The following is a 23,921-nucleotide window of genomic DNA, read 5'->3' on the forward strand; positions in this document are numbered from 1 at the left end:
TCCTGATCGCCATCGGCATCGGTAACCGTCTGGACGACCTTGAGGTCCGCCGCATTGGCCAGCGTCAGGCCCTCGCTGTCATCGTCGCTCGCCGTGCTGCCGTGCCAGATGTTGTTGCTCTGGGCGAAGGTGACCACGCCTGTCGTCTGGTTGATGCTGATCGTGAAATAGGTCGTGCCGCCGTAGGAGCCGGTGACGGTATTGCCTGACTGGTTGAGCACGATCTCGTTGCCCATCGCCCCGCCGACACCCAGCGTGTAGAGCCCGGACCCGACATTGGAGCCGGTCAGGACAAGGCTGTAGCCCACCGAACCGGCGCCATCGGTGCCGTAGTCCACCGGGTTCCCGCCGTCGGTGAAGTTGTCGGCGAAGTTCGCGGTGGTCGAGGCCAGGCCCGCCGGCGAGCTATTGCCATCGGTCTCGCTTCCTTCCGGACGCGTCTCGTCGAGCGTCAGCGTGTCGGGCGTCCCGTTGATCACCTTCGCATCCGGCCCGTCGTCGTCGACGAGCAGGTAGTCTCCGACTGGCTCGGGTACGATGATGCCCTCGTCGATGTCGACCCTGCCGATGTCGAACGAGCTTGTGTTGGCCAGGCCCTGCACCGTGAAACGATTGAAGGTCGAACCATCCTCTGCGGCAAATTCGATCGTATCGCCGGTCGTGGCGCCGGCAACGACAAAGGCATTCGTATCGAAGGTGACTGTAATGCCACCTTGTGTCGAACCGCTGCTGCCCGTGCCGGATACGATGTCGTTGTCCCACACATAGGTCGTCGACCCGCGCGTGATTTCGACATGGTCGACGGCGACCGCGCCATCGTCATGCAACGCGCTGTCGGTGTCCGTATTGCCTATGTAGTCGAAACTTTCTTCCGGTGTCGTGCCGCCGCCGGCTTCCCAGAGGGCGACCTCGAACATCGCCGTGCCGCCGCCATCGGTCTGGGAAATGAAGATCGAAGCGCTGGGGGCATTGATGTAGCTGTCGTAGTCGATGTCCTGAATATTGATCCCCGTGGCCTGCCCATCAGTTGACGCTGCCAGCGGATCGAGACCTCGTACGAGCGTGAAGACGCCGACCGGGCCGTCCACCGCCGTGCCCTTCTCCTTGGCATCCGTGAAGTGCTGAGAAAGGATGCCAATGGTGGCGTTAATCCCGCCCTGGCTGGTGTTCACCGTATCGGACGGGTCCGACCCACCGGTAATGATCTTGCCGTACTTCGACGACGTATCGTCCTGATTGACGTTCAGGTCCTGCCCGGTGATCAGAAGGCCCGCACTATCGCTGCCGACCGCCGCCCAGAGGAAATTCCCGGAATCGAGATTGTCGAAATCGAAGCTCAGATTGGCCGCGACACTCACGTTCAGGATGTCACTAAAGTCGATCGAATCGTCGGGGTTAGTGGCAAGCGGGTGATCGAACGGCATGAAGGTGACCATCTCCATCTTCGCCGTGATGCTGTACGGATCGCCCCCGGAAAAATCGGGCTCGATAAAGAAGGCGGCAACCAGCTGGCCGCTGATTGCGCTGGCCGCACTCGTCGTGGCCAGAACGACCTTTCCGCCCATCGCCGACCAGAGGAAAATGTTGTCTCCACCCACGGTCTGGAGCGGCACTCCCGCGGAAATGAAGACCTGGTCGCCATCGAAGGCATTGCCGCTCGCGTCCGAGAGGAAGACGTCGGTGATCGTTTCCTCGGAAGTCGCCTCGATCGTCACGAAATCGCTGTCGCTCGCGCCGTCCACCAGCGCGGCGAAGGCCAGGAGATCGTCGCTCAGGAATGTGCCATCGTTGAGGCCGTTCAGGAAATCGAGGAAGTCCTGATCCAGACCGCCGACGAGTATGTCGTCGTCGTTATCGTCGGTGCCACCGTCTGCGTTTGTCGTGATGCCAAGCGCAACGTCGTCGTCCTGGAGGCCCTCTGTCTGGTCCAGCCGGAGGGTTCCATCGAATGTAATGTTGATAGCCACGACACATACCCCTTTCATGCAAAGTCCAGGGGACGGCCATCGTCATTGGGCATGGCAAGCGCTTTGACGGTGGCTCCGTCCTCGCGACCTGAAAATGAGAATATCTTATATTTCCAAAATGATATGGAGCACTCGAAGAACCCCTCCGAGCGCCATAACGACAAACTCCCGATGGCCTTTGCAGCTTGCATCGAGAACATCCATTTGACCTGCGAAATACGCGATATTTCAATTAAATAGAGCTGAAAATCGATACCGCGGAAGCACCAAGCATCGATTGATCCCGGAATACATATCGACGGAACCGAATCGAGTGGTTGACTACGTATTAAACGATATGATTACGTAAAAATCAACCAGGAGCCCCCGCTGGCACGAATGACTACTGCATCATCTGCCCTAGACGACTGTGAAACTTGCCAATTCCTCCCCCTTTCCAGGAGCGGGAACAGCAAGCATCCCGTCATTCGGCCGACCATTGAGCGGTCCGGCACCCAGAATCGCCCGATCACCTGCCGCAACGATGTTCCTGGGCATGCTGCTCGGCTATCCCATGGCGATGGACGAGACTGCCTCCAGAGCCGAGGACGAAGCGCGCTATGTCGAACAAATCGTCGGCGTCTTCATGCATGCCGCGCGGCCTGGTAATCGGCCGTCAAAGCACCTGCCGTTTCCGCGCCCCGTCCGCAAAGATGCGAATGGCCCTGACAGAGGGCTTGCTCGACAGGCGATAACGCATAGGCTGCACCGATGCAGCCAGCCATTCATGCGATCGTCCGCCGTTTGCTCTTGCCGACAGGCGCCGCACTTCTGCTCGGAGCCACTGCTCCGCTGGCCGAACCGCCCCGTTTCGAGCACTGGATCAACGGTACGACCGCGAGCGAGCCGGAGACGCAGGTCCAGACGATTGATGCGGACACCTTCGTCATCCGCCAATCGGTCAGGACCAACTTCGAAGCGCCCTTCCTTTACCTGCTGTTCGGGACGGACCGCGCGCTTCTGCTGGACAGCGGCGCCGGCGGGCTGGAGATTCGGCCGACCATCGACCGGTTGGTGGAGGAATGGCGGGCCAGTCACGGTGATCGACCGATCCGGCTCGTCGTCGCCCACTCGCACGGCCATGGCGATCATCATGCCGGCGACGACGAGTTTCGCGACCGGCCCGATACCGAAGTCGTGGGCCTCGCCCCCGAACAGGTCGCGGCATTCTTCCAGATCGGGGATTGGCCGGACGGCATCGCCCGCTTCGATCTTGGCGGGCGCGTTCTCGACATCATCCCAACGCCCGGCCACGAGCCGGGCCACATCATGGTCTACGATGGCAGAACCCGGTTACTGTTCTCCGGCGACATGCTCTATCCCGGAAGGCTCTACGTGCCGGTCGATCAATTCGACGCGTTTCACGCCAGCGCCGACAGGCTTGCAGCCTTCGCGAAGACCCATCCGATCCGCGCGCTGCTGGGAGCGCATATCGAGATGACGACCGTTCCCGGGCAGGATTACGCGATGCGCGCGCCAAGTCACCCGTCGGAGCATCCGCTGCCGCTGTCGCCCGAAGTGATCGACGAGCTTCAGCAGGCAGTAGCACAGGCAGGTCCCGAACCGGTGATAGACCGCCATCCCGACTTTATCGTCTATCCGCTCGCACCCAGGCCTGCGGCGGAATGACGTATCCATGTCCCCTGCCGATTTCGTGACTGGCAGGGGCAACTCGACACCCTGAGCCCCCGTCACGCGGCTTCGAGGCTGGCCATCCTGTCGTAGGAAGGTGCGTTTTCAGTCGCGTGGCTGTTCGCCTGTTCTGATGCCCTGATATGTTTCAGGAACTGCTCGACCTGCGTTTTCAGGACGACGGCCTGCTTCTCGAGTTCGGTCGAGGACGTCAGCACCTGCGAGGCGGCCGCGCCCGTCGCCAGGGACGTCTCGCGGACCTGCTCGACATTGGAAGTCACGTCGTCGGTGCTGCGGGCGGCGAGGTCGATGCTTCGCGCCAGATCCTGGCCGGCAACCGACTGCTGATCGACGGCCGCGGCAATCGATACCGACGTGGCTTCCAGTTCCTCGATGTCCTTTTCGATCGCGCGAAGGGCCGCCACGCTGCAGTCCGCCGATTCCTGGATGTCGCGGATCTGCTGGGCGACTTCCTCTGTCGCCTTGCTGGTCTGATCGGCGAGTTCCTTCACCTCGGATGCGACAACGGCGAAGCCCCTGCCCGCTTCCCCGCCGCGCGCGGCCTCGATCGAGGCATTGAGCGCGAGCAGGTTGGTGCGATGGGCAATCGTCGAGATGAGCTTGACGATCTGACCCGCCTGTTCGGTCGAGTTCGCGAGGGCGGAAATAATGCTGTCCGTGTCCGCCGTCGTGACGGTGGCCTTGCGGGCGAGTTCCGCCGAAGTCGCGGCCTGCCGGCTGATTTCGTTGATCGACATGGCGAATTCGTCGCTCGCGGCGGCGGCGGCGGTGACGCCTGCCGAGGCCTCGCTCATCGCCGAGGACACCTCGCTGGTCTGGTTTGCCGATTGTTCGGCGGCGGCAGCCATGGAACTGGCGGTGAGTTGCAACTGGCTGGAGGCCGCTGCAACCCCGCTGACGACACCACCGACCGTCTGCTCGAACTTTTCGGCCAGTTCGAGCAGCACGGCTGTCTGCTCCGCCCGCAATGCCTCGCGCTCGCGCTGGATTTCCTTCTGCCGTTCGATTTCAGCCTTGGCCGCTTCGGCCGCTTCAGCGCGCATGCGGTCCAGCTTGAGATAGCCGCGCCGGAAGACCTCGAGCGAGCGGGCCATGTCGCCAATCTCGTTGATCTGATCGGTACCCGGAACCGTGATGTTGTTGTCGCCGTCGGCCAGCTTGAGCATGGCCTGCGCCATGTCCGTGAGCGGGCCGGTGATGTCGCGACGGGTCAGGCTGAGTGCGAAAACCCCGTTCAGCGCCGCGAAGAGCGCAAACGCGAACATCGCGATCTCGCTCCAGGCGACGAAGCTCTCCCTGTCGCGCTGAACAGCCGCGGCACGGCCAGTCAGCGCCTTCTGCAGCGCCATCGCCTTGCCGGGGAGTTCAGTCACTTCGCCGGCAAGGCGCGCCGGCTGCCCATCCGCTGAAACCTTTGCGCCGTAATCGGCCAGAGCCCTGTCGAGCTGATCGAATGCCAGTGCAATTTCAGGCGTGACATTCCCGGCGCCAAGGCGGGCCTTCGCCAGCTTGTCGTCCGCTTCCCCCAGCAGCGCACGGGACCTGCCAAGTTGCGACGCATCGCCATTCCTGGCGGCAAGCTCGGCCTGCAGCAGGGCTTCGCTGATGTTGCTACCCGCACCCGAGACGAGTTGGGCGGAATTGCTCAGCCGGGCGAATTCCTCCGCACTGCGCTGGATCGTGGACAGAACCAGCCAGCCCGACGTCGCAATGATGACTGAAAGACCAAGGAAAACGCAGATGACGACGCGCATCTTCGTCACAATCGACTGGCGACCGAACCAGTTGCGCTTCGGCCCAGAGGTCATTTCCGGCATTGCAGAATCCCCATCAGCAATCTGTTCCCCTCGTCCCCCTCGGGGGCCCCTTGCTCTCGTGAACCGCAAACATTCGGGGCAATCCGACATTAGGGCAGCGCACTTAAGCAAGACTTAACTCTGGGCGCCCGCCTTCCGGGCGATTGCGGAGCGCGTCAGCCGGCAGCCCTGCGCGGAGCCTCGTCCTGTCGTTGCGCGGCAGCGAAAGAGGAAAGCCGGTGAAGCCCGCGCAATGTCCGATCCGGCACGATGCGACCGGTCTGGCCGATCGACGTCTCGCCCGCGCCGAGCATCAGCCAGCCGTCCGGAGCGATCGCCGCCGACAGCCGTTCGAACGCGCATTTGCGCGTGGCATCGTCGAAATAGAGAAGCACATTGCGGCAAAGCACGATGTCGAAGCCGCCCTGGCATGGCAATGGATCGAGAAGGTTGTGTCGCTCGAACCGCACCATGCGGCGCAGCTTGTCCTGCGCGCGCCAGCCTTGCGGGGTTTCCTCGAACCACTTGACCATCTGCCCCACGGCCAGACCGCGCTGGATCTGGAAGGGCGTGTAGCAGGCGGCACGCGCGGCCTCTATCGCCGCGCTGGACACATCGGTGCCGAGAATATCGACCTTCCAGCCTGCCCATCGGCTTTCCTGCTCCGCGAACAGCATCGCGAGCGACAGGACTTCCTGCCCCGTCGAGCAGCCGACCGACCAGATCCTGAGGCTTCTGGCCGATGCCCGCTCCCGCGCGAGTTCGGGAAGGACCCGCTCGTCGAGCAGTTCGAACATCGCGCGGTCGCGGAAGAAATAGGTTTCGTTGTTGAGCAGGGCTTCCGCCAGCGCCGAACGGTGAGACAGTGCCAGCTTCGCGATCAGGCGATCCAGGTTCGCAATGCCATGTTCGCGGGACAGGCCGGACAAGGCAGTTCCGACCCGCCAGATGCGGTTGGTCGGAAAATCCTGCCCGGTCTGCGACTTGAGCAGTTCGGCGAGGATCTGCTTCGACGTTTCGCTTATCTGCACGCGACCGCTCCGACACTTGCGACGATGCGGGACGCGATTTCCGCCGGCGGAAGGATGGCGGACGCCAGACCGGCTTCGGCCACGGCACGCGGCATGCCCCATACCGCGCAACTGGCCTCGTCCTGCGCGAGGACCGTCCCCCCGGTCGCGACGATACGCGCGGCACCCTGGGCACCATCGCGCCCCATGCCCGACAAGACCACCCCGAAGGCCCGGTCACCGATCTCGTCGGCCAGCGACCGGAACATCGGATCGACCGAGGGCATGCAGCCGGTTGCCGACGGCTTGCGATCCAGGCGTACCGTCAGACGTCCCGAGCGGGTTTCAAACATCAGGTGCGCATCCCCCGGCGCGATCAGGATCCGGTCGCGTTCGACGATCAACCCCTCTTCGGCGACCAGCGTCTCGTATCCCGACGCGATTTTCAGCTGTCGCGCGAAGGCGGGCATGAACGCGCAAGGCAGGTGCTGCGTCACGAAGATCGGAACACCCAGCCGTGGCGGCAGCCCCGCGAAGAGGCTCGCCAAGGCGTGGATGCCGCCTGTCGACGCCCCGATCGCGAGTGCGCCAACGGTGGCCCTGGAAGACAGGCGGGCAGGACGAACGGGCAGGACCGTCGCGGGGGCCGGTTCCTCGGCGGCGGCAGCGGCACGCCCGAGTTCGCGGATCTTGCCGATCAGGATTTCGCGATAGCCGTCACGAAGGCTGCCGGACTCCGGCTTGGGAAGCGTATCCGCCGCCCCCAGCGAAAGCGCGGCGAGCGTATGTTCCGCGCCGTCGACCGTGAGAGCGGAGACCACCAGTATACGGGCCCCGCGTGCCCTCTCGATGATTTTCGGCAGCGCTTCCAAGCCGCCCATTCCAGGCATGTCGAGATCGAGCAGGATGACGTCGACACGCGTCCTGCGCAGCGTTTCCAGGGCATTCTCGGCCGTGCTGGCCAGCGCCGTCACTTCAAGCGCGTCGTCCCCGTCGATCATGCGCCGCAGCGCGGTGCGGGCGACGAGCGAATCGTCGATGATCATCAACCTTACAGGCTGACGCACCTCGGCGTGCTCCTGACTTTTCGTGACGGAAGACGACGCCATGGCCGAAGGGCTCAGGCAACACCGACAAGCTGGAGCTTCATGTGCAGCGTCTCATGATCGAAGGGCTTCATCACGTATTCGTCGGCACCGGCTTCGATGGCGGTGCGAATATGCTCGAGGTCGTTCTCGGTAGAGCAGAACACGACCTTGGGCTGGTCGGCATGGCCGCCCTGGCGCAACAGCTTGACGAATTCGATCCCGGTCATCACCGGCATGTGCCAGTCGAGCACGATCACGTCGGGCATACTCTCCTCGCACCGGGCAATGGCTTCCTGGCCGTTGCTCGCTTCCCTGACGGCAAAGTCCAGCGTTTCGAGCGAAGTGCGCAGGAACTTGCGGATCATGCTCGAATCATCGACGATCAGACAGTTCTTCATTTGGACGGTTCCCTTCATGAACTGCCGACACTAGGCCGTGATCGTGACCAAGGACTTAAGCGGCCCGCACTTCCTGCGGCCCGGCGATCAGAGCGGCGACATCGACCAGCAGCAGCGGCCCTTCGTCGGTCTCGACCATGCCGTGCGACATGGCGGCCCAGTTGCCCCCCATGCGGGTGCGTACCGGCCCGGGATCGGACCGCGCCTTGGTAACGCTCTCGATGCCGTCCAGCAGCAGCGCATAGGCATGCCCCTCGTGATCGACGACCACGGCCGGGGCGCCGGCCTCCCGGTTGATGGCCTGCCCGAGCGCAAGAGCGCTCTGGCAATCGATCACGGTCAGCACCCGGCTGCGCAGGGCCGAAAGTCCTGCGACATGCGAAGGCGCGCAAGGGACCGGCGCGAGCATCTCAAGCTCGATCACCGACTGCACGTCGCAGGAACGCAAGGCGACTTTCTCGCCGGCCGCCACGACAATCAGGAGCAGGTCGTTCACAGGCTTTGCCTCCCACGGGAAAGATTCAGCGCGGACAGCAGCCCTGCGTGATCGTAACGATAGATGCTGTCGGGCTCGTCCTGCAGGTCCGCCGGCTCCGACCGCAATCGGATGACCTTCCGGGCACTGATGGCAACGCCATCTTCGGGCTGCGTCATGATCGCCAGATCCGCTTCGCCGTCACCATCATTGATGATGCGATAGCCGGCGGCTTCCACCATCGGCCGCACGAAATTCTGGATCCACGGATCGTCGGCGGGAAGATGACAGACCGGGGATGCCTCGCCCGAGGTCCTGGCGGCGTGGCGGGCAAAGAGCTTGTAGGGGGCAATCACCGACGTCGGCTCGCCGTCGATCAGGACGACGCCCGCGATGTCTCCCGAATGATCGGCAGCCACGAATTCCGCCTTTATCTGCCGGATACCCAGGGCCTCGTGAATGGCATATCCGATCTCGGTCCGGCCGTCGTGGAGCCGGAACAGCCGCAGCTCCTCATCCGGCAGGGGCACCTCGTCGGTTCCGGCAAGCGGAAGAATGCGGTCACCGATGACCACGCGCATGCGATCGCCGTCGGTTTCCACCGCGCCTGGACCGACTTCCTCGATCCGGGCGACAACGGCCATGGGCATGGCCTTGCGCCTGCCATCCCGGCCGATGAACAGCAGCACGGGCGTGGTGCGCGCGGCCTTCGCGGCTTCCGGCGTACCGGCCTGCCGCATGCTGCGTTCGAGCGCGTCGAACTGGAGCCCGCCTGCCCTCGCCAGCCCCGTCGCTTCGAGCAGCAGGATCGGGTTGCCGTCATCGGTAAGGGTCGTACCCGCATAGATGCCCGCAGCGATGATGGCCGGCGCGACGGGCTTCACCACCAGTTCCTCATGATCGTGCACCCGGTCGACCGCCAGCGCGAAGAGTTCGCCGCCGGTGAGCCGCAGCACGATCAGCGTGCGTTCCTCGTCCGCGACACCGCTGTCCATCCGCAGCAGATCGGCCAGGGCCAGGCACGGCAGGCGCCGCTCGCGGATCTTCGCCAGCATGGCGCCCCCGACGCGGGACATCTCCAGCGTACCCGCGTCGACCCGGGCGATCTCCTCTATCGACGATCGCGGGATGGCAAAGCGCTGGCCGGCGATACTCACGGTCAGGGCGGGAATGATCGTCAGGGTCAACGGCACGCGCAGGCTGAACCGGGTGCCCGTGCCGGGAATGCTTTCCACCTCGATCGTGCCGCCGATCCGCTCGATATTGGCACGCACCACGTCCATGCCGACGCCCCGCCCTGAAATGGCGGTAACGGTTTCCGCGGTCGAGATGCCCGGTTCGAAGATCAGCGCGGTGCGTTCGCGCGGCGACAGGCGCGTGGCGTGCGCGGCGCCGATGATCCCGGCGGCGACGGCCTTTTCCACCAGCCGCGTGTCATCGATACCCCGTCCATCATCGACGATGTCGATCAGGATCTGATTTCCCGACTGGCGCGCGGTTATGGACAGCAGCCCCATGTCGCGCTTGCCCGCCGCAAGGCGCGCGGCAGGCGTTTCGATGCCGTGATCGATGGCATTGCGGATAATGTGCGTCAGCGGATTGCGGATGATCTCGATCATCTCGCGGTCGAGTTCGACCTCGCCGCCGTCCACGTCGATCATGGTCTGCTTGCCCAGTTCGGCGGACAAGTCGCGGACAAGCCGGGGCATCCCGCCGAACAGGCTTTCGATGCGCTGCATGCGCGTGCGCGTCATGGCATCGCGGACATCGGCAATGATCGCGGAAAGACGCTCGAACGGTTCGCCGACACTGGCTTCGACCGAGCTTTCACGCAGCCGGCGGGCCAGTTCGTTGCGCGCCAGGACCATGTCCGAAACGCCGCTCATCACCCGGTCGAGCAGTTCGACGGGAAGCCGGATCGAACGCTGGCTCGACGGCAGTTTGTGCTGCCCGTCGTCGCCGCTGACCAACGACGACTGGAGCAAGGCCGAGACATCCGCCTCCGGCTCGAGCGCGGCGATCAGACCTTCGTCGCCACCTGCGGGGAACTCCGTCCCTTCCTCGATCGCATCCGCCATGTCGCCGATGCGGTCCAGAATTGCGAGGACCGCGCTGACCAGGGTGGAATCGGCCTGGCGCCGGTTGGCGCGCACGTCTGCCAGTGCATCCTCGGCGGCATGGCTAAGAGCTTCCAGACGGGGAAACTCGAAAAAGCCGCAATTGCCCTTCACCGTGTGGAAGAAGCGAAAGATTGCGTCCAGCCGGGCACGGTCGCCGGGATCATCCTCCCACGCGACAAGCTCCCCGCCCAATGCCTCGAGCATTTCGCGCGTTTCCGCCAGGAAATCGGCAAGCAGATCGTCCATCTATTCCCCCCGCATGACCGGCTTATGCGGCAGAATGTTTTAACCAAGGGTTAGGCTTGCCCGCCGAACGACCGGCACGGCGGCCGCATGGACGGCGACGAGGAAAGGTGCCTTTCGCGTTTTCTTTTCAGCAAGGATTTCCCCCTAGCATGATCCGAAGCGGCAGGGGGGACGTTTCAAATTGATCGAAATCGAAGTCCAGAACGAGACGCACCAGACGCAGGAACGCCTGAGGTTCGCAGCCTTGCCCCGCATCGGCGAAGGGATCAGGCTGCTTGAGCCCAACGGGTTCTGGTCATCATACGACATCATCGACCTGTGGTACCAGAAGGCCGAATATGGCGACGTCTGGGTGCCCTACATCCATGTGCGCATCACGCCTTCCGACGAGGTTTCCGAGCCGGTGACGATGTCCAAGGTGCAGCCGGACGAGCAACAGGAAATCGTCGATCAGGCCAAGACCATCGCCCACATCCTGAATGGTCATGAGGACGCCCAGGAAAGAGGAGCCGTGCCATTCTCGAAGGTCTGATCAAACGCTCCCCGCCCCGCGCGCGACGTGAGAGCGAACCACCCGCAGTCGTGGAACCGGTCGCGGTAGCCGAGGCACCGCGTACCCGGCGGTGCCTGCTCGTCGACGATTCCCGCGTCATTCGAAAAGTGGCGCGCCGCATTCTGGAAACGCTGGGTTACGAGATCGCGGAAGCCGAAAACGGCGAGGAAGCGCTTGCTAAGTGCAAGACCGCTATGCCCGACCTGATCCTGCTGGACTGGAACATGCCGGTGATGAGCGGCATGGAGTTCGTCACCGCCCTGCGCAGCATGCAGAGCGAGATGCGCCCCAAGGTGGTCTTCTGCACGACCAACTCGGACACGGCCGCGATTCGTCAGGGCATCGAGGCCGGGGCAGACGAATACGTGATCAAGCCTTTCGATCACCAGACCTTGCAGGCGAAATTGCAGCGCATCGGCGCCGCATAGACCCGCAACCGCAGGCTTTCCGAAGCGCCGCTGCCGTCAGCGAACAGCGGCGTTGTCCTGCAGCAGGACGCGATGCAGGATTTCGGCGCCCGTTGCCGCAAACTGCGCTTTCGAGAAGCGGGTGAACATGTCCGCCCGCGCGGCTTGCCCCATTTCCGCAAGAGCCTCCGGCCTGGAGAGAGCCTCGCGCAAGGCGTGAACGAGCGAATCCACCTCGCCCGGCTCGACCAGCCATCCGGTTTTGCCCACCGTGATGGAATGGGGCATTTCGCCCACCCGCGAACCGATAACCGGAAGGCCCGCGGTAAGCGCCTCGTGCGCCGCGATGCAAAAGCCCTCGGCTCGTGACGGCTGCAGGTAGAGATGCAGGCCGGCAAGAAAGGTCCGGGGGCTGTCGGTATAGCCAGCCAGCCTGAATTGCGTGACACCGGCCTCGGCCGCAAGGGCCTTCAGGCGATCGCCCTGGGTCCCATCCCCGGCCACGGCAATCTCGAAAGGCACCGGTGGCTCGAAACCAGAGGCGCGCAGGCGGGCCAGCGCGGCGATGAGAACGTCATAGCCCTTGGCCGGATGAAGGCGGCCGAGGCTACCCAGCCGCAAGTGTTCTCCGGGCGACCAGGGCCTCGCTTCGGGCATGGCCGGATCGGCAAAATAGATCGGCCAGGTGACCAGCCGGTCGGGCGCCACCCCCAAACGCTCGACAGTCAGGTCGGCGACCGATCGGGAGTCGGCCACCCACAGCGCCGCGCGCGATTGCAGCAGACGCATGAGCCTCCGGTTCCAGGGCTTGAGGAAGGCATTGTGCTGCCATGCGATGACCGGCAGGCCCAGCGCCGGGCCAACCAGCAGGCCGAGGATCGTCGCCCGGCTGAGCGAGGTCCAGACATGGGTCGCGCCCCAGGCACGCACCTCGCGCTTCAGCCATCGCGCCGCGGCCAGATGATCCTTGTCGCTTCCCTCGCGGATCACGGGATCGAGGCCCGCATCGACCATCGGCGGCAGGGCACGACCGTCGCGCCGCAGTAGCGCGAAAACGCGCACGTCCGCGCCGGCATCGCGCAGGACCTGTCCTATCGCCGGAACCGGAAGCGCGGCTCCGCCTCCCTCCAGCGAGTTGATGACATAGGCGATGCGAGGACGGGTCATCCTGTCCGCCCGCTGCTGCGCCAGGTCAGGAAGACGAGCAAGGCACTTGCCAGGATCGCCTGGCCGAGCGCCTGTATCCCCGCGCCCATGAGGTCGAAGCGGTGCAGCAGCCACGGCAGCACGGGCAGGAAGACAAGGCTGGCAAAAAGGTTGGCCCCCATCGACCGTTCGGGGTGGCCCAGCGCGGAAATGGCCGAGCTGCACGGCGGTCCGACAAGGGCAATCGCGCGCGCCGCGACGAGCACGATCATGACCGAGGCCGCCGCCGCGAAGGCCGGCCCGGCCAGCAGGCCGACAATCACCTTGGGAAAGAACGCCACGATCAGGACGATGGGCGCGGCGGCCAGCAGGCTGATGCCCGCGACCTTGGCAACAGTCTGGCGCAGCGCGCTTCCGCCGCCGCCTTCCGCGACGATATGGGATAGCTCGGCATAAGAGGTGTTGCCCAGGATCTGCGCCGGCTGCGCGATGATGACCGTTGCACGCTGGGCCACCGCGAAGAGCCCCGCCGAAGCCGGCCCCAGCACCCAGCCCACGATCAGCGGCGCAATCCGCCCGGTCAGGTCCCTGAGCGTCACATCGGCATTGCTGGCGATCAGGAACCGCCAGATGCCCGGATTTTCCAGCCGCACCGCGCCCGGCTCCGGTTTCCAGAGCCCCGAACCCAGACGACGCGCCGCGAACCACAAGCCCATTCCCCAGAGGACGGCGAACTCCGCCAGCGCGGCAAGCAGCCAGGCGGCCAGGAACGACTTGAGCCCCCAGCCGAACGCTATCACGACGATCGTGCCACCAACGCGGACGATCGGCTGGACGAGATTGTGCAGCCCGATCAGGTCGAACCGGCCAATCAGCTGGAGGTATCCCGCAGGCGTCGAGCGGATCGAGCCCAGAACGGCGAAGGCATAGACGGGCGCGAAGGCCATGGCCTTGGCCGACCAGCCGAGATGAGGCCCCACGAACGGCGCGAGCACCATGGCCGACACGATCGCAAGCGCCCCGCCGGTCAGTTCGACGGTGGCCCCGAAGCGCAGCAGGCGCCCCAGCCGGTGCGTGCTGCCGTCACGATCCGCTTCCGCGCCGTAGCGCAGGATGGCTTGCCACGAGGGAAACTCGATGATGCCGCACACCGTCGTCACGTAGGCGTGGACCAGTACCAGCACGCCGTAGTCGGTCGGGCCAAGGTAACGTGTCGCGAGCAGAAGGTAGAGCAGGCTGAGGATGCCGGCGCCGGCCTTGCCGCCCAGCACGAGGCCCAGTCCCCTGAATATCCGGCGAATACGACTGTCCGCCGGTGCTGCTGTCGCCGACACCCTGTGCTCCCGATCCGTGCGCACCCGCCCCGTCGGGCGGCCCCGGTTAGCAGCAAATGTCATATGATGGTAGCGGGCCCGCTTCGGTCCGAACTCACGCCGTGACAAGGCGCAGGTGGGTTCGCGTCGGCGTCCGGCCGTGCGCGAAGTCGACAATCGCCGATGCCGCGCGGACCGACGAGGGCGTGGCGGTAATGTCGAAACTGGCGGCGAACATCTCTTCCTGAACCGCGCGGTAGCGCGTTTCGTGCAGTTCCTCCGCACGGGCCAGCGCGGCGGGAAGCTGTTCGGGGCTGACGATGACTTCCCCGGCTTCCCAGTGCAGGAAATTGGGGTCACCCACCCAGTCGAGCCGGGGCGAGTTGAGGAAGATGCAGGGGCGCGGGTGAAGCAGGAACTCGTAGACCTGGCTGCTGGCATCGCCCAGATAGATGTCGGCGGCCAGAGTATAGGTCATGTCGGTCGAGGCGCGGCTGCCGAGATCGAACTTCATGTTGTCGCCCCGCAGCAGACGCTGTGGAATGGCGCCGGCGCTGTTGATCGACAGCTTGTCGATGGTGAGCACGAAGCTGCGCTGGAACAGCATGACGTGCGGTGCGAAGATGAGACCGTACCGGGGATCGTCCTGGAACCGGTCCAGCACCTGGACACCGTGGCGATACCACGAGGAAAGATGCGGTGACGGGTGCGGGTTGTAGAGGACGACCTTTTCCGCGGTGGGCAGGAAGCGGTGAATCGGCTTGTCGCGGACGAGGTCGAATTTCGGATACCCGACAACGGTTATCGCCTGCGGCGAGACACCCGCTTCGCGGATCAGCCGGTCCCGGATTTTCGGGCCCGAACACAGGACGTGATCGAAACCGGCGCTGGCCTTGTCGAAACCGATCGCGCGATCGCCCGCCCCGTGGCGGGTGTGGATGATGGCCAGGTTCTTGAGGCCGTAGCGCGACTTGAGAATCAGCGAGGTTTTTTCCGCGACGACGAGAATGTCGAGCCCGCGAAAGAAGTCCAGGTTATCCCTGTAGATGAGCAGCTTGTGCGCCGGTATGACCTTGCCGAACATGGCATCGAGGCTGCGCGAGAAGCCGGACGGTGCCAGTTCGACGTGCTCGATGCGCGTGCCGATCAGGTTCCCGCCGATGCGCCGCACTTCGTTGACCAGTGCCGGGGTGGTCGTGGCGACGACGATCTCGCCGGAAAATCCGCCATTCGCCAGAGCCATCGCGATTGGCAGGCTGTGTGCGACCTGATGAATCTGGTCGTGATTGAACAGGAAGCCGATGCGCATGAGCCTGTGACGCCACGCGCGCGCGATCCCCTCAGTCGGCTGGAAAAAATCTTTCACTTCATTCCATTTGCGCTGCGGACACGCCTTCTGGCCTTGCCGGAACTGCGGAAAACGGGGCCCGGCGACGTCGGACAGGACAGAGCATTACGGAAAGCCCCCTTAATGAAGTTGCTTCGTTCGGCCGCCCTTGCCGCCGCATTCATCACTATCGCGGCCTACATTCCACACGGCACGCCGGCGGCCGTCGTGTCCCGCCCGTCAGCCCGGATCGTCCACGCTTCCGACGACACGGCCGGGACGCTTTCGGTGATGACCTGGAACGTGAAAGGGCTTCCGATGCCAGTGGCATTCGGACGCCCCTCCGCCCTGTCGGAGATCGGCCGCCGTCTGGCCTCGCTGCGACATGAGGGCAGGCAGCCACACATCGTGCTGTTGCAGGAAGCCTTCATCTCCGAAGCCAAGTCGATCGGCGCCGAGGGTGGCTACCCCTACATGGCCATCGGCCCGCAACCGGACGATGCGGCCCCGTCCCCATCGCTGGACGCGGGCTTTCGGGAAAACGCCCGGTGGCGCAAGGGTGAGGACGACGGCAAGTGGGTGGGCAGTGGCCTGGTGATCCTGTCCGACTACCCGATCGTCGAGACCGCCCGCATGGCCTTCCCGCAGGACCAGTGCGCCGGCTACGATTGTCTCGCCGCCAAGGGCGTGCTGCTGGCGCGGGTTGCCGTACCGGGCACATCGCGACCGGTCACCGTGATCGACACCCACCTCAATTCGCGCAAGGCCTCGGGCGTTTCGGTCGCGCGCGCCAATACCGCCTATGCCTGGCAGGCCGGCACCGTCCGACGTTTCGTCGCGAAGAATGTGGGGCCGGAAGATGACGTGATCTTCGGTGGCGACTTCAACATCGGGCACGACCCGCATCGCCTTGCAGCAGCCGGCCGGGGCGGTGGCTTCCTCACGGGCAGCAAGGAGGCGATCGCCACAGCGGCAGGCGCAAAGCTGAGCGCCCCCGGAGACGAGGCCGACTTCCTCGCGGTGCAGGATCGGGCCAAGGACAAGGAGTACTACCGTCCCGGAAACGGATCGCGACTGGCCTTGCGCGGCGTCGAGATCCCCTTCGGGATCGCCGAGGGCGGCTTTGATCTTTCCGACCATCTTGGCTTTGTCGCAACCTATCAGTTGGCGGCACGGCAATTGTGAAACCTGCGATGCACCGTTCCCGATCACCGGGACCGGCGCCTGTCTCACATGGCATTCATTCAATGCCGGAACGAAACGCAATCAGACAATTATCCCGCCTTTCCGCCAGTCATACTTGACCCTGACGGACCATCGGAACGCATCCGGAGTTCCAGCAGTTCCTGCGCGACAATCCGGACAAGAGGGACAAGGCCGTGCGCGAACTGCTGCGCATGTTCAGCGTCGTCTCCAGCCAGCGCCGAGTAACGCGGGATTTCGTCTGGTACGGGGTGCAGATGAAGGAAAAGGACCTCGTCGTGATGTCGATCTTCATTGCCTGCCGCGATCCCGAAGCCTATCCGAACCCGAACCAGATCGACCTCGAGCGGGCGGAACAGACGCTCTCCTTCGCCAGCGGCCCGCACCTGTGTCTTGGCATGCACCTCGCCCGGCGCGAACTGAAGATCGCGATCCAGAGCTTCCTCGACCGCTTCGATGACATCCACATCCCCGGGGTCCTGCACTACCTATTCAGCAAGCCGCTGGTCTGGAACAGCCAGCTCATCGACATCTTCGCTACCTGCACCGACGTCAAGAACGCCGTGTGCGCCAGCCCGCTCGGCATCGGCCAGATCTCGGATGACAGCACCAAGGACTACTTCAACAACAAGGGCCTCTACGCCCGGGCGACATACAGGATTTCGGACCAGCTGAGCATGACCGGCGGCATCCGCTACACGATGGACAGGTAACGGGATCTGGCACAGCGCCTCAGCGTCGTCGAACCGACCCGCGGGCTCCTTTTCGCATCAGAACGCTTCGGCCTTCTCGCCCTCTTCGCGGCTGGAAAACCACGCGATGGCATCGCGCACCGTTTCCTCCAGCGGACGCGGGGTCCAGCCGAGTTCGCGACGGGCCTTGCCATTGTCCAGCTCGCGAAACACGTCGGAGAGGAACATGGCATCCGTGCTGACAAGATAATCCTTGCGCCGCAGCAACTTCAAGACGCGCTCGATCGTCCAGGCCAGCGTATAGCCCGCCTTGTACGAGATGAACCGGGGCGGCCTGGTGCCGCAAATCTTCGTCGCCATCGCGTAGAAATCGCGATTGCGGACATATTCGTTGGCAATGATGTAGCGTTCACCGATCCGGCCGTGTTTTTCCGCTAGCAATGCCGCCTGCGCCGCATCGCGGATGTCCACCGTGGGCTGGCCGACATCCATGCCGATCGGCATCTTGCCACGCGCCACGTCCCACAGCGCATGGTTGTGCGGCGTCGGCTGGTAGTCGTCGGGTCCGTAGGTATTGGCAATGCACAGCGCCACGCCGGGCAGACCCTTTTCGCGGCAATAGGTCAGCAGGCGGTTTTCCGCCTCAAGCCGCGCACGGATGTAGGGCGGAGCGCGATCGAGCCAGTTGAACGGAATATCCTCCGTGACCGGACCGTCCGGATTGATGCCCAGCGTCCCCATGGTACTGGTGAAGACAAAGCGCTGAATGCCGCATTCGAGCGCCGCATCCATCGCGTTTACCAGCCCGTCGACATTGTTGCGGAAGATGATCGTCTGGTCGGTCAGCCAGAAGCGCGGATCGACCACGCTGTAGAACACCGTACCGCATCCCTGCATCGCAGCGCGCAGCGATTCCGGATCGAGCACGTCGCCATAGACGATCTCGACCGACGGGCCTTCTAGCGCTTCCTGGCTGCTACTCTTGCGCAGCAGCACCCGCACCTTCCGGCCCTGCGCCACCAGCTGGCGCACGATATGGCTGCCGACGAAGCCGCTGCCGCCGGTAACCAGCGTTACCCTGGAGTCCGTGTCCGTCATGCTGTCCCCGTCGATAAGCGCAAAGGTGCCGGCCAGAGCGCCGGGCGAGCCCGATGGCCTCAGCGGTAATGGGCGCGGTCCGGTTCGCCAAGGCCCGGCGAGACAGAAGCGCCACGCCGATTTCTGCCAGTGTCCGCCAAGGGGGGACGCTCCCGGCCGGGCGGCTAGCGCCCGGTAAACACGGCAGGACGGCGCGCAAAGACGGCGGCCACGCCTTCCTCGTAATCGGCGGTACCCTTGAGAGCGGTCTGCTGCTCGTGCTCGTGCGTCATGGCGGCCACGGCCCGGTCACCCACCTCGGCGGTCAGGGTCGCGCGGATGGATACCAGCGCAAGCGGCGCGTTGCAGGCGATGTCGCCCGCCATCGCCAGGGCCGCGGCCTCGAAGTCCTCTTCGTCCGCAATGCGGTCGACGAGTCCCCAGCCCAGCGCCTCCTCGGCTTTGACGCGATCGCCCGACAGCATCATCCAGCCTGCCCGCTGCACGCCGATCATGCGCGGCAACGTGTAGGTCAGCGCGAAACCGGGATGAAACCCCAGCTTGACGAAGTTGGCCGAAAAGCGGGCCCGGTGCGTGGCAATGCGAAAGTCTGCCGTAAGCGCAAGGCCAAGTCCCGCGCCGATCGCGGCCCCCTGCACGGCAGCCACCATCGGCTTCTTGCGCCGGAAGATGCGTGTGGCGTTTTCATAGAGCCTGCCGATCTCGTCCATGCCGCTCGAACCCTGCACGGATTCGTCGCCTGCCAGATTGGCGCCGCCGCAAAAGCTCCTGCCCTCGGCCGTGAGCAGGATGCAGCGGATGTCGCTGTCTGCATCCATGGCGTCGATCGAATCGGCGATCGCCCCCAGCAGCGGCGGCGAGGCGAAATTGTGCGGCGGGGCCGAGAAGTGAATTTCGCCGATGTTACCGTGGCGTTTCGTCGAGACTTCGAATGCCATTTCGCCTCCCTTTGCGCAGTCATCCCGCGCTGAGCACGGGAACCCGGCTTGTCAACCGGCATCACGGGGTTTGGTCAGGAAGCAGGAGTTCGACAGTCCCTCAAAAGTACGCACCAAGGCTCTGGTATCCGGTAGAAATGCGCGTGCCTTGCGCGCCGATCCGTGCTGCACCACCCATGTTTGCGGCGAAAATCTTTGATGCCCTTCATATAATTTCGTAAAATCAGATATTTAGATGATAATTGAAGGCCATCGAAAAAGAGTTGAAGCCAAACGCCCGCGCCGTCTGTATGGGGGCACGCACGAACCTTGATGCGATGGACGGCTTCGCGCCGCGACGATCGCATCGAGCCAAGGCGTTATCCGGCAGTACGCGTCCGGCAATGTCCGCGTCCGCCGCCGCCCATGGCCCCATTTTTGACTAGCGAGAAGAATGCCTTTTTCCCACCTTCCGCCATTGCTTGGCGATGCCTTGTCCGAACGCGGCTATGCCGCTCCCACGCCGGTGCAGGCCGCCGTCCTCGAACAGGAGGCGCACGGCCGCGACCTGATCGTTTCCGCCCAGACCGGGTCCGGCAAGACCGTGGCCTTCGGCCTAGCCATGGCCGGCGACCTGCTGGACGAGGACGGCGGCATGCCGTTTGCCACGCCCCCCCTCGCCCTTGTCATCGCCCCCACGCGCGAGCTTGCCCTGCAGGTCAGCCGTGAGCTCATCTGGCTCTACGGCAAGGCCGGCGCGCGCATTGCCACCTGCGTCGGCGGCATGGACGCCAGCAAGGAACGCCGCACGCTGAGCCGTGGCGCGCATATCGTGGTCGGCACGCCGGGACGACTGCGCGATCATCTCGAACGCGGCGCGCTCGACCTCTCCGCCTTGCGGGCCATCGTCCTCGACGAGGCGGATGAAATGCTCGACATGGGTTTCCGCGAGGATCTCGAGGAAATCCTCGACGCAACCCCGTCCGAGCGACGCACCCTGCTGTTCTCGGCAACGATGCCCAAGCCGATCGCCGCGCTTGCCCGGCGCTACCAGCGCGATGCGCTGCGCATCTCCACGATCGGAGAGGATCGCGGCCATGGCGACATCAGCTATCAGGCGGTAGCCGTGGCTCCGGCCGACATCGAGAACGCCGTCGTCAACCTGCTCCGCTTCCACGAGGCGGAAACAGCGATGCTGTTCTGCGCCACCCGCGACAATGTCCGCCACCTGCACGCCAGCCTGCAGGAACGCGGCTTCGCAGCCGTAGCGCTTTCTGGCGAGCACAGCCAGAACGAGCGCAACCAGGCGCTTCAGGCGCTGCGCGACCGCCGCGCGCGCGTCTGCGTGGCGACCGACGTCGCGGCCCGTGGCATCGACCTGCCCAGCCTCAGCCTCGTGATCCACGTCGAGATCCCGCGCGATGCCGAGACCCTGCAGCACCGATCGGGCCGCACCGGCCGCGCCGGCAAGAAGGGCACGGCCGTGCTCATCGTGCCCTACCCCCGCCGCAAGCGCGTCGAGTCCATGCTGCGCGGCGCGCGCATCCCGGCCGAATGGATCACGGCGCCCTCTGCCGATGACATCCGGCAAGCGGACAGCGAGCGAATGCTCGCGGCGCTGCTCGCCCCCGTCGAGTTCACCGAGGCGGATTATACCCTCGCCGACCAGCTCCTGACCGAGCGCACGCCGCGCGACATCGCCGCCGCACTCGTCCACGCCCATCGCGCGCGCCTGCCAGAGCCCGAGGAACTGCTGCCCAGCGATGCCCCGCGCGAACCGCGTGGCCCGCGCCCGGGCTTCGAGGACAGTTCATGGTTCCGCCTGAATGTCGGCCGCAACCAGAATGCCGATCCGCGCTGGATCCTCCCCTTGCTGTGTCGGAGAGGCCATGTCAGCCGCGGCGACATCGGCGCGATCCGCATTGCCGCCCGCGAAACCCTGTTCGAAGTTCCGGGGACACTCGCCACGCGCTTCCTCGATGCCGTCCGCCGGACGGCCAACGAGGACGACGAGGTCGAGATCCAGCCGGTGGAAGGCAAGCCGCGCGAAGCCGCGCGTCAAAACCGCCGGCGCGACGGCGCCAAGCCCTATGCGCCGCGCAAGCACGAACATGCTTCGGGCGGTGCCCCGCACCGGCCGCGCAAGAAAGGCCCGAAACCCGGAAAACCTGGCGCGAAGTCCCGCTAACTTCGGCCTGGTCCTAGCGGTGCTTGGCTTCCGCCGCCGCGATCGTGGTCAGGTTGAGAATGGTGCGCGACGTCACGCCGGGGGGCAGCACGTGGATCGGCTGCGACAGGCCCATGAGCATCGGGCCCACCGTCGGCGAACTTGACGATGCCCCAAGCGCGGTGAGGGTGATGTTGGCCGCGTCCAGGTTTGGCATCACCAGAAGGTTGGCAGGCCCGTCGAACCGCGAATCCGGGATCAGGCGTTCGCGCACCGGCTGGGACAGCGCCGCATCCGCATGCATTTCGCCATCGACGGCAAGATCGGGCGCCTTTTCCTGCAGCAAGGTGTAGGCCGCGCGCATCTTGCGGGCACTCGGGCTGTGGGATGAACCGAAATTGGAGTGGGACAGCAGCGCGACACGCGGCTGGAGACCGAAATGCCGCAGTTCCTGGCTGGCCAGCATGGTCATTTCCGCGATCTGCTCGGGCGTCGGTTCGCTGACCATGTGGGTATCGGTGAGGAACAAGGCACCGGCATCGAGGATCAGGCCCGAAAGCGCATAGACACGCTGCGCGCCCGGGGCCCGGTCGATGATGCGCAGGACATGCTTCACCTGCCCCCAGTATTCCGAATTGCCGCCGACAAGCGCCGCCTCGACATGCCCGGTCTTGAGCAGCATCGCCGCCGTCACGGTGGGCCGACGGTAGATGTGACGCACGATTTCCGGCACCGGCACCCCCTTGCGCGAGGCAATGGCGCGGTAGGCGTCGGCGAGCGATTTCATGATCGCTTCGTCCGCCTCGGGATCGATCACCTCGACATCACGGTCCAGCTGGAAGCGCAGGCCCAGGCCGGGCAGGCGCTTTTCGAGGATGCGCCGCCGCGCGACGATGACCGGCCGCACGATACCATCGTCCAGCGCATCCTGAATGGCGCGCAGCACGCGTTCATCCTCGCCCTCGCCATAGGCGATGCGGGTCTTCGTCCCGCGCGCCGCCTCGAACACCGGCATCATCAATTGCGCCGAACGGGCATTCTGCTGGGCCAGCGAGCGGCGATAGGCTTCGAGATCGAGCTGACGGCGGGCAACGCCGCTGTCCATCGCCGCCTTGGCGACGGCCGGCGCGATCTCGGCGATCAGGCGCGGATCGAAGGGCGTGGGGATCACGTATTCCGGCCCGAACACCAGCTTGCGCCCGCCATAGGCCTGCGCCACGCTTTCATGCGCGGGCAGCCGCGCCAGCGAGGCGATCGCCTCTGCCGCGGCGACCTTCATCGCCTCGTTGATCGTAGTCGCGCCGACATCGAGAGCGCCCCGGAAAATGTAGGGGAAGCACAGGACGTTGTTGACCTGGTTGGGATAGTCTGACCGCCCCGTGGCGATGATCGCATCCGGGCGCGCGCTGCGCGCGACGTCGGGCAGAATCTCCGGCTCGGGATTGGCCAGCGCGAAAATCAGCGGCTTGTCAGCCAGCAGCGGCAACCACTCCGGCTTGAGCACGCCCGGCGCGGAAAGACCGAGGAAGACGTTGGCCCCCGGCAGCACTTCGGGCAGCGTGCGCGCATCGGTCTTGCGGGCATAACGCGCCATGTTCGGCAGCATGCCTTCGCGGCCGGCATGGATCACGCCGTCCTTGTCGGTCAGCGTGACGTTCTCGGCCGGCAGCCCCATCGAAACCAGCAGGTCCACGCAGGCCATGGCCGCAGCCCCCGCACCCGAGGTAACCAGCTTGGCCTCGGCCAGCGACGTGCCCTGCAGCACCAGCGCATTGCGCACCGCCGCCGCGACGACGATCGCGGTGCCATGCTGGTCGTCGTGGAACACCGGGATGTTCATTCGCTCGCGCAGGGCCGCCTCGATGGCGAAGCATTCCGGCGCCTTGATGTCCTCGAGGTTGATCCCGCCGAAGGTCGGTTCGAGCAGCGCGACGGCATCGACGAACTTCTCGGGATCGGTCGTGTCCACCTCGATGTCGAACACGTCGATGTCGGCGAATTTCTTGAAGAGAACAGCCTTGCCTTCCATCACCGGCTTGGACGCCAGTGCCCCGATCGCGCCGAGGCCCAGAACGGCAGTGCCGTTGGAGATGACGGCAACGAGATTGCCACGCGCGGTATAGTCGTCCGCCTTGTCGGGATTGGCGGCGATCTCTTCGCAAGGCGCCGCGACCCCGGGCGAATAGGCCAGCGCCAGATCGCGCTGGTTGACCATCCGTTTGGTGGGCTCGATCCGCATTTTGCCCGGCTTGGGCGAGCGGTGGTATTCGAGGGCGGCGTTCCGGAGATTTTCGTCCATGTAAGTG

Annotated in this window: 19 protein-coding genes; 6 read left to right on the forward strand and 13 right to left on the reverse strand. The window is 64.8% G+C overall.

Annotated elements, in window-relative coordinates:
• A partial coding sequence (locus tag NZK81_RS08640; protein WP_260045724.1) for a DUF5801 repeats-in-toxin domain-containing protein occupies positions 1-1,967 on the reverse strand: 1,967 nt, incomplete at its 3' end.
• Positions 1,968-2,717: 750 nt separating this feature from the next.
• Between NZK81_RS08640 and NZK81_RS08645 the strand changes: the two genes are divergently transcribed.
• Positions 2,718-3,635 (forward strand): MBL fold metallo-hydrolase, encoded by a 918-nt coding sequence (locus tag NZK81_RS08645; protein WP_260045725.1) that lies wholly within the window; start codon positions 2,718-2,720, stop codon positions 3,633-3,635.
• A 62-nt stretch (positions 3,636-3,697) separates the two neighbouring features.
• On the opposite strand, the gene NZK81_RS08650 is transcribed toward NZK81_RS08645, so the two are convergent.
• From NZK81_RS08650 to NZK81_RS08675, 6 genes are all read right to left on the reverse strand, one after another.
• A complete protein-coding gene (locus NZK81_RS08650; protein ID WP_260045726.1) occupies positions 3,698-5,467 on the reverse strand; it encodes a methyl-accepting chemotaxis protein in 1,770 nt (589 codons plus the stop codon).
• 164 nt (positions 5,468-5,631) lie between these two features.
• Positions 5,632-6,486 (reverse strand): CheR family methyltransferase, encoded by an 855-nt coding sequence (locus NZK81_RS08655; RefSeq protein WP_260045727.1) that lies wholly within the window; start codon positions 6,484-6,486, stop codon positions 5,632-5,634.
• Entirely contained in the window at positions 6,477-7,532 is a 1,056-nt protein-coding gene (gene cheB, locus NZK81_RS08660; RefSeq protein ID WP_260045728.1) for a chemotaxis-specific protein-glutamate methyltransferase CheB, read from the reverse strand. Before cheB ends, NZK81_RS08655 begins: the two co-directional genes overlap by 10 nt.
• Before the next feature lie 53 nt (positions 7,533-7,585).
• On the reverse strand, positions 7,586-7,951 hold the full coding sequence (locus NZK81_RS08665; protein WP_260045729.1) for a response regulator: 366 nt from the start codon (positions 7,949-7,951) through the stop codon (positions 7,586-7,588).
• A 55-nt stretch (positions 7,952-8,006) separates the two neighbouring features.
• Positions 8,007-8,447 carry a chemotaxis protein CheW gene (locus NZK81_RS08670; RefSeq protein WP_260045730.1) on the reverse strand — a complete coding sequence of 147 codons (441 nt, stop codon included), beginning with the start codon at positions 8,445-8,447 and terminating at the stop codon, positions 8,007-8,009.
• Positions 8,444-10,792 carry a chemotaxis protein CheA gene (locus NZK81_RS08675; RefSeq protein ID WP_260045731.1) on the reverse strand — a complete coding sequence of 783 codons (2,349 nt, stop codon included), beginning with the start codon at positions 10,790-10,792 and terminating at the stop codon, positions 8,444-8,446. The genes NZK81_RS08670 and NZK81_RS08675 overlap by 4 nt, the downstream gene beginning before the upstream one ends.
• A 181-nt stretch (positions 10,793-10,973) precedes the next feature.
• Between NZK81_RS08675 and NZK81_RS08680 the strand changes: the two genes are divergently transcribed.
• On the forward strand, positions 10,974-11,324 hold the full coding sequence (locus NZK81_RS08680) for a hypothetical protein (RefSeq protein WP_260045732.1): 351 nt from the start codon (positions 10,974-10,976) through the stop codon (positions 11,322-11,324).
• Positions 11,325-11,374: 50 nt separating this feature from the next.
• Positions 11,375-11,773, forward strand: coding sequence for a response regulator (locus tag NZK81_RS08685; protein ID WP_260045733.1), 399 nt, complete (start codon positions 11,375-11,377; stop codon positions 11,771-11,773).
• A gap of 36 nt (positions 11,774-11,809) precedes the next feature.
• Here NZK81_RS08685 and NZK81_RS08690 read toward each other — a convergent pair whose 3' ends face one another.
• The 3 genes from NZK81_RS08690 to NZK81_RS08700 form a co-directional block, all read right to left on the reverse strand.
• Entirely contained in the window at positions 11,810-12,919 is a 1,110-nt protein-coding gene (locus tag NZK81_RS08690) for a glycosyltransferase family 4 protein (protein WP_260045734.1), read from the reverse strand.
• Positions 12,916-14,232 (reverse strand): lipopolysaccharide biosynthesis protein, encoded by a 1,317-nt coding sequence (locus NZK81_RS08695; protein ID WP_260045735.1) that lies wholly within the window; start codon positions 14,230-14,232, stop codon positions 12,916-12,918. The genes NZK81_RS08690 and NZK81_RS08695 overlap by 4 nt, the downstream gene beginning before the upstream one ends.
• Before the next feature lie 94 nt (positions 14,233-14,326).
• Positions 14,327-15,520: a hypothetical protein gene (locus NZK81_RS08700; protein ID WP_260045736.1), complete on the reverse strand. Its 1,194-nt coding sequence runs from the start codon at positions 15,518-15,520 to the stop codon at positions 14,327-14,329.
• Positions 15,521-15,682: 162 nt separating this feature from the next.
• On the opposite strand from NZK81_RS08700, the gene NZK81_RS08705 reads away from it, so the two are divergent.
• Entirely contained in the window at positions 15,683-16,723 is a 1,041-nt protein-coding gene (locus NZK81_RS08705; protein ID WP_260045737.1) for an endonuclease/exonuclease/phosphatase family protein, read from the forward strand.
• Positions 16,724-16,917: 194 nt separating this feature from the next.
• The gene (locus NZK81_RS08710) at positions 16,918-17,454 is read left to right on the forward strand and encodes a cytochrome P450 (RefSeq protein WP_260045738.1); all 537 of its coding nucleotides are present in this window, start codon (positions 16,918-16,920) and stop codon (positions 17,452-17,454) included.
• A gap of 57 nt (positions 17,455-17,511) precedes the next feature.
• Here the strand turns inward: NZK81_RS08710 and NZK81_RS08715 are convergent, their stop codons facing one another.
• Positions 17,512-18,531, reverse strand: coding sequence for an NAD-dependent epimerase/dehydratase family protein (locus NZK81_RS08715; RefSeq protein WP_260045739.1), 1,020 nt, complete (start codon positions 18,529-18,531; stop codon positions 17,512-17,514).
• A 164-nt stretch (positions 18,532-18,695) separates the two neighbouring features.
• Complete coding sequence (locus NZK81_RS08720; RefSeq protein ID WP_260045740.1) at positions 18,696-19,469, reverse strand: enoyl-CoA hydratase/isomerase family protein; 774 nt, start codon at positions 19,467-19,469, stop codon at positions 18,696-18,698.
• Positions 19,470-19,902: 433 nt separating this feature from the next.
• Between NZK81_RS08720 and NZK81_RS08725 the strand changes: the two genes are divergently transcribed.
• The gene (locus NZK81_RS08725) at positions 19,903-21,636 is read left to right on the forward strand and encodes a DEAD/DEAH box helicase (protein ID WP_260045741.1); all 1,734 of its coding nucleotides are present in this window, start codon (positions 19,903-19,905) and stop codon (positions 21,634-21,636) included.
• 13 nt (positions 21,637-21,649) lie between these two features.
• On the opposite strand, the gene NZK81_RS08730 is transcribed toward NZK81_RS08725, so the two are convergent.
• Positions 21,650-23,914 (reverse strand): NADP-dependent malic enzyme, encoded by a 2,265-nt coding sequence (locus tag NZK81_RS08730; RefSeq protein ID WP_260045742.1) that lies wholly within the window; start codon positions 23,912-23,914, stop codon positions 21,650-21,652.
• Between the last annotated feature and the right edge of the window lie 7 nt (positions 23,915-23,921).

The sequence above is a fragment of the Novosphingobium mangrovisedimenti genome (genome assembly GCF_025153475.1).
Taxonomy (GTDB): domain Bacteria; phylum Pseudomonadota; class Alphaproteobacteria; order Sphingomonadales; family Sphingomonadaceae; genus Novosphingobium; species Novosphingobium mangrovi_A.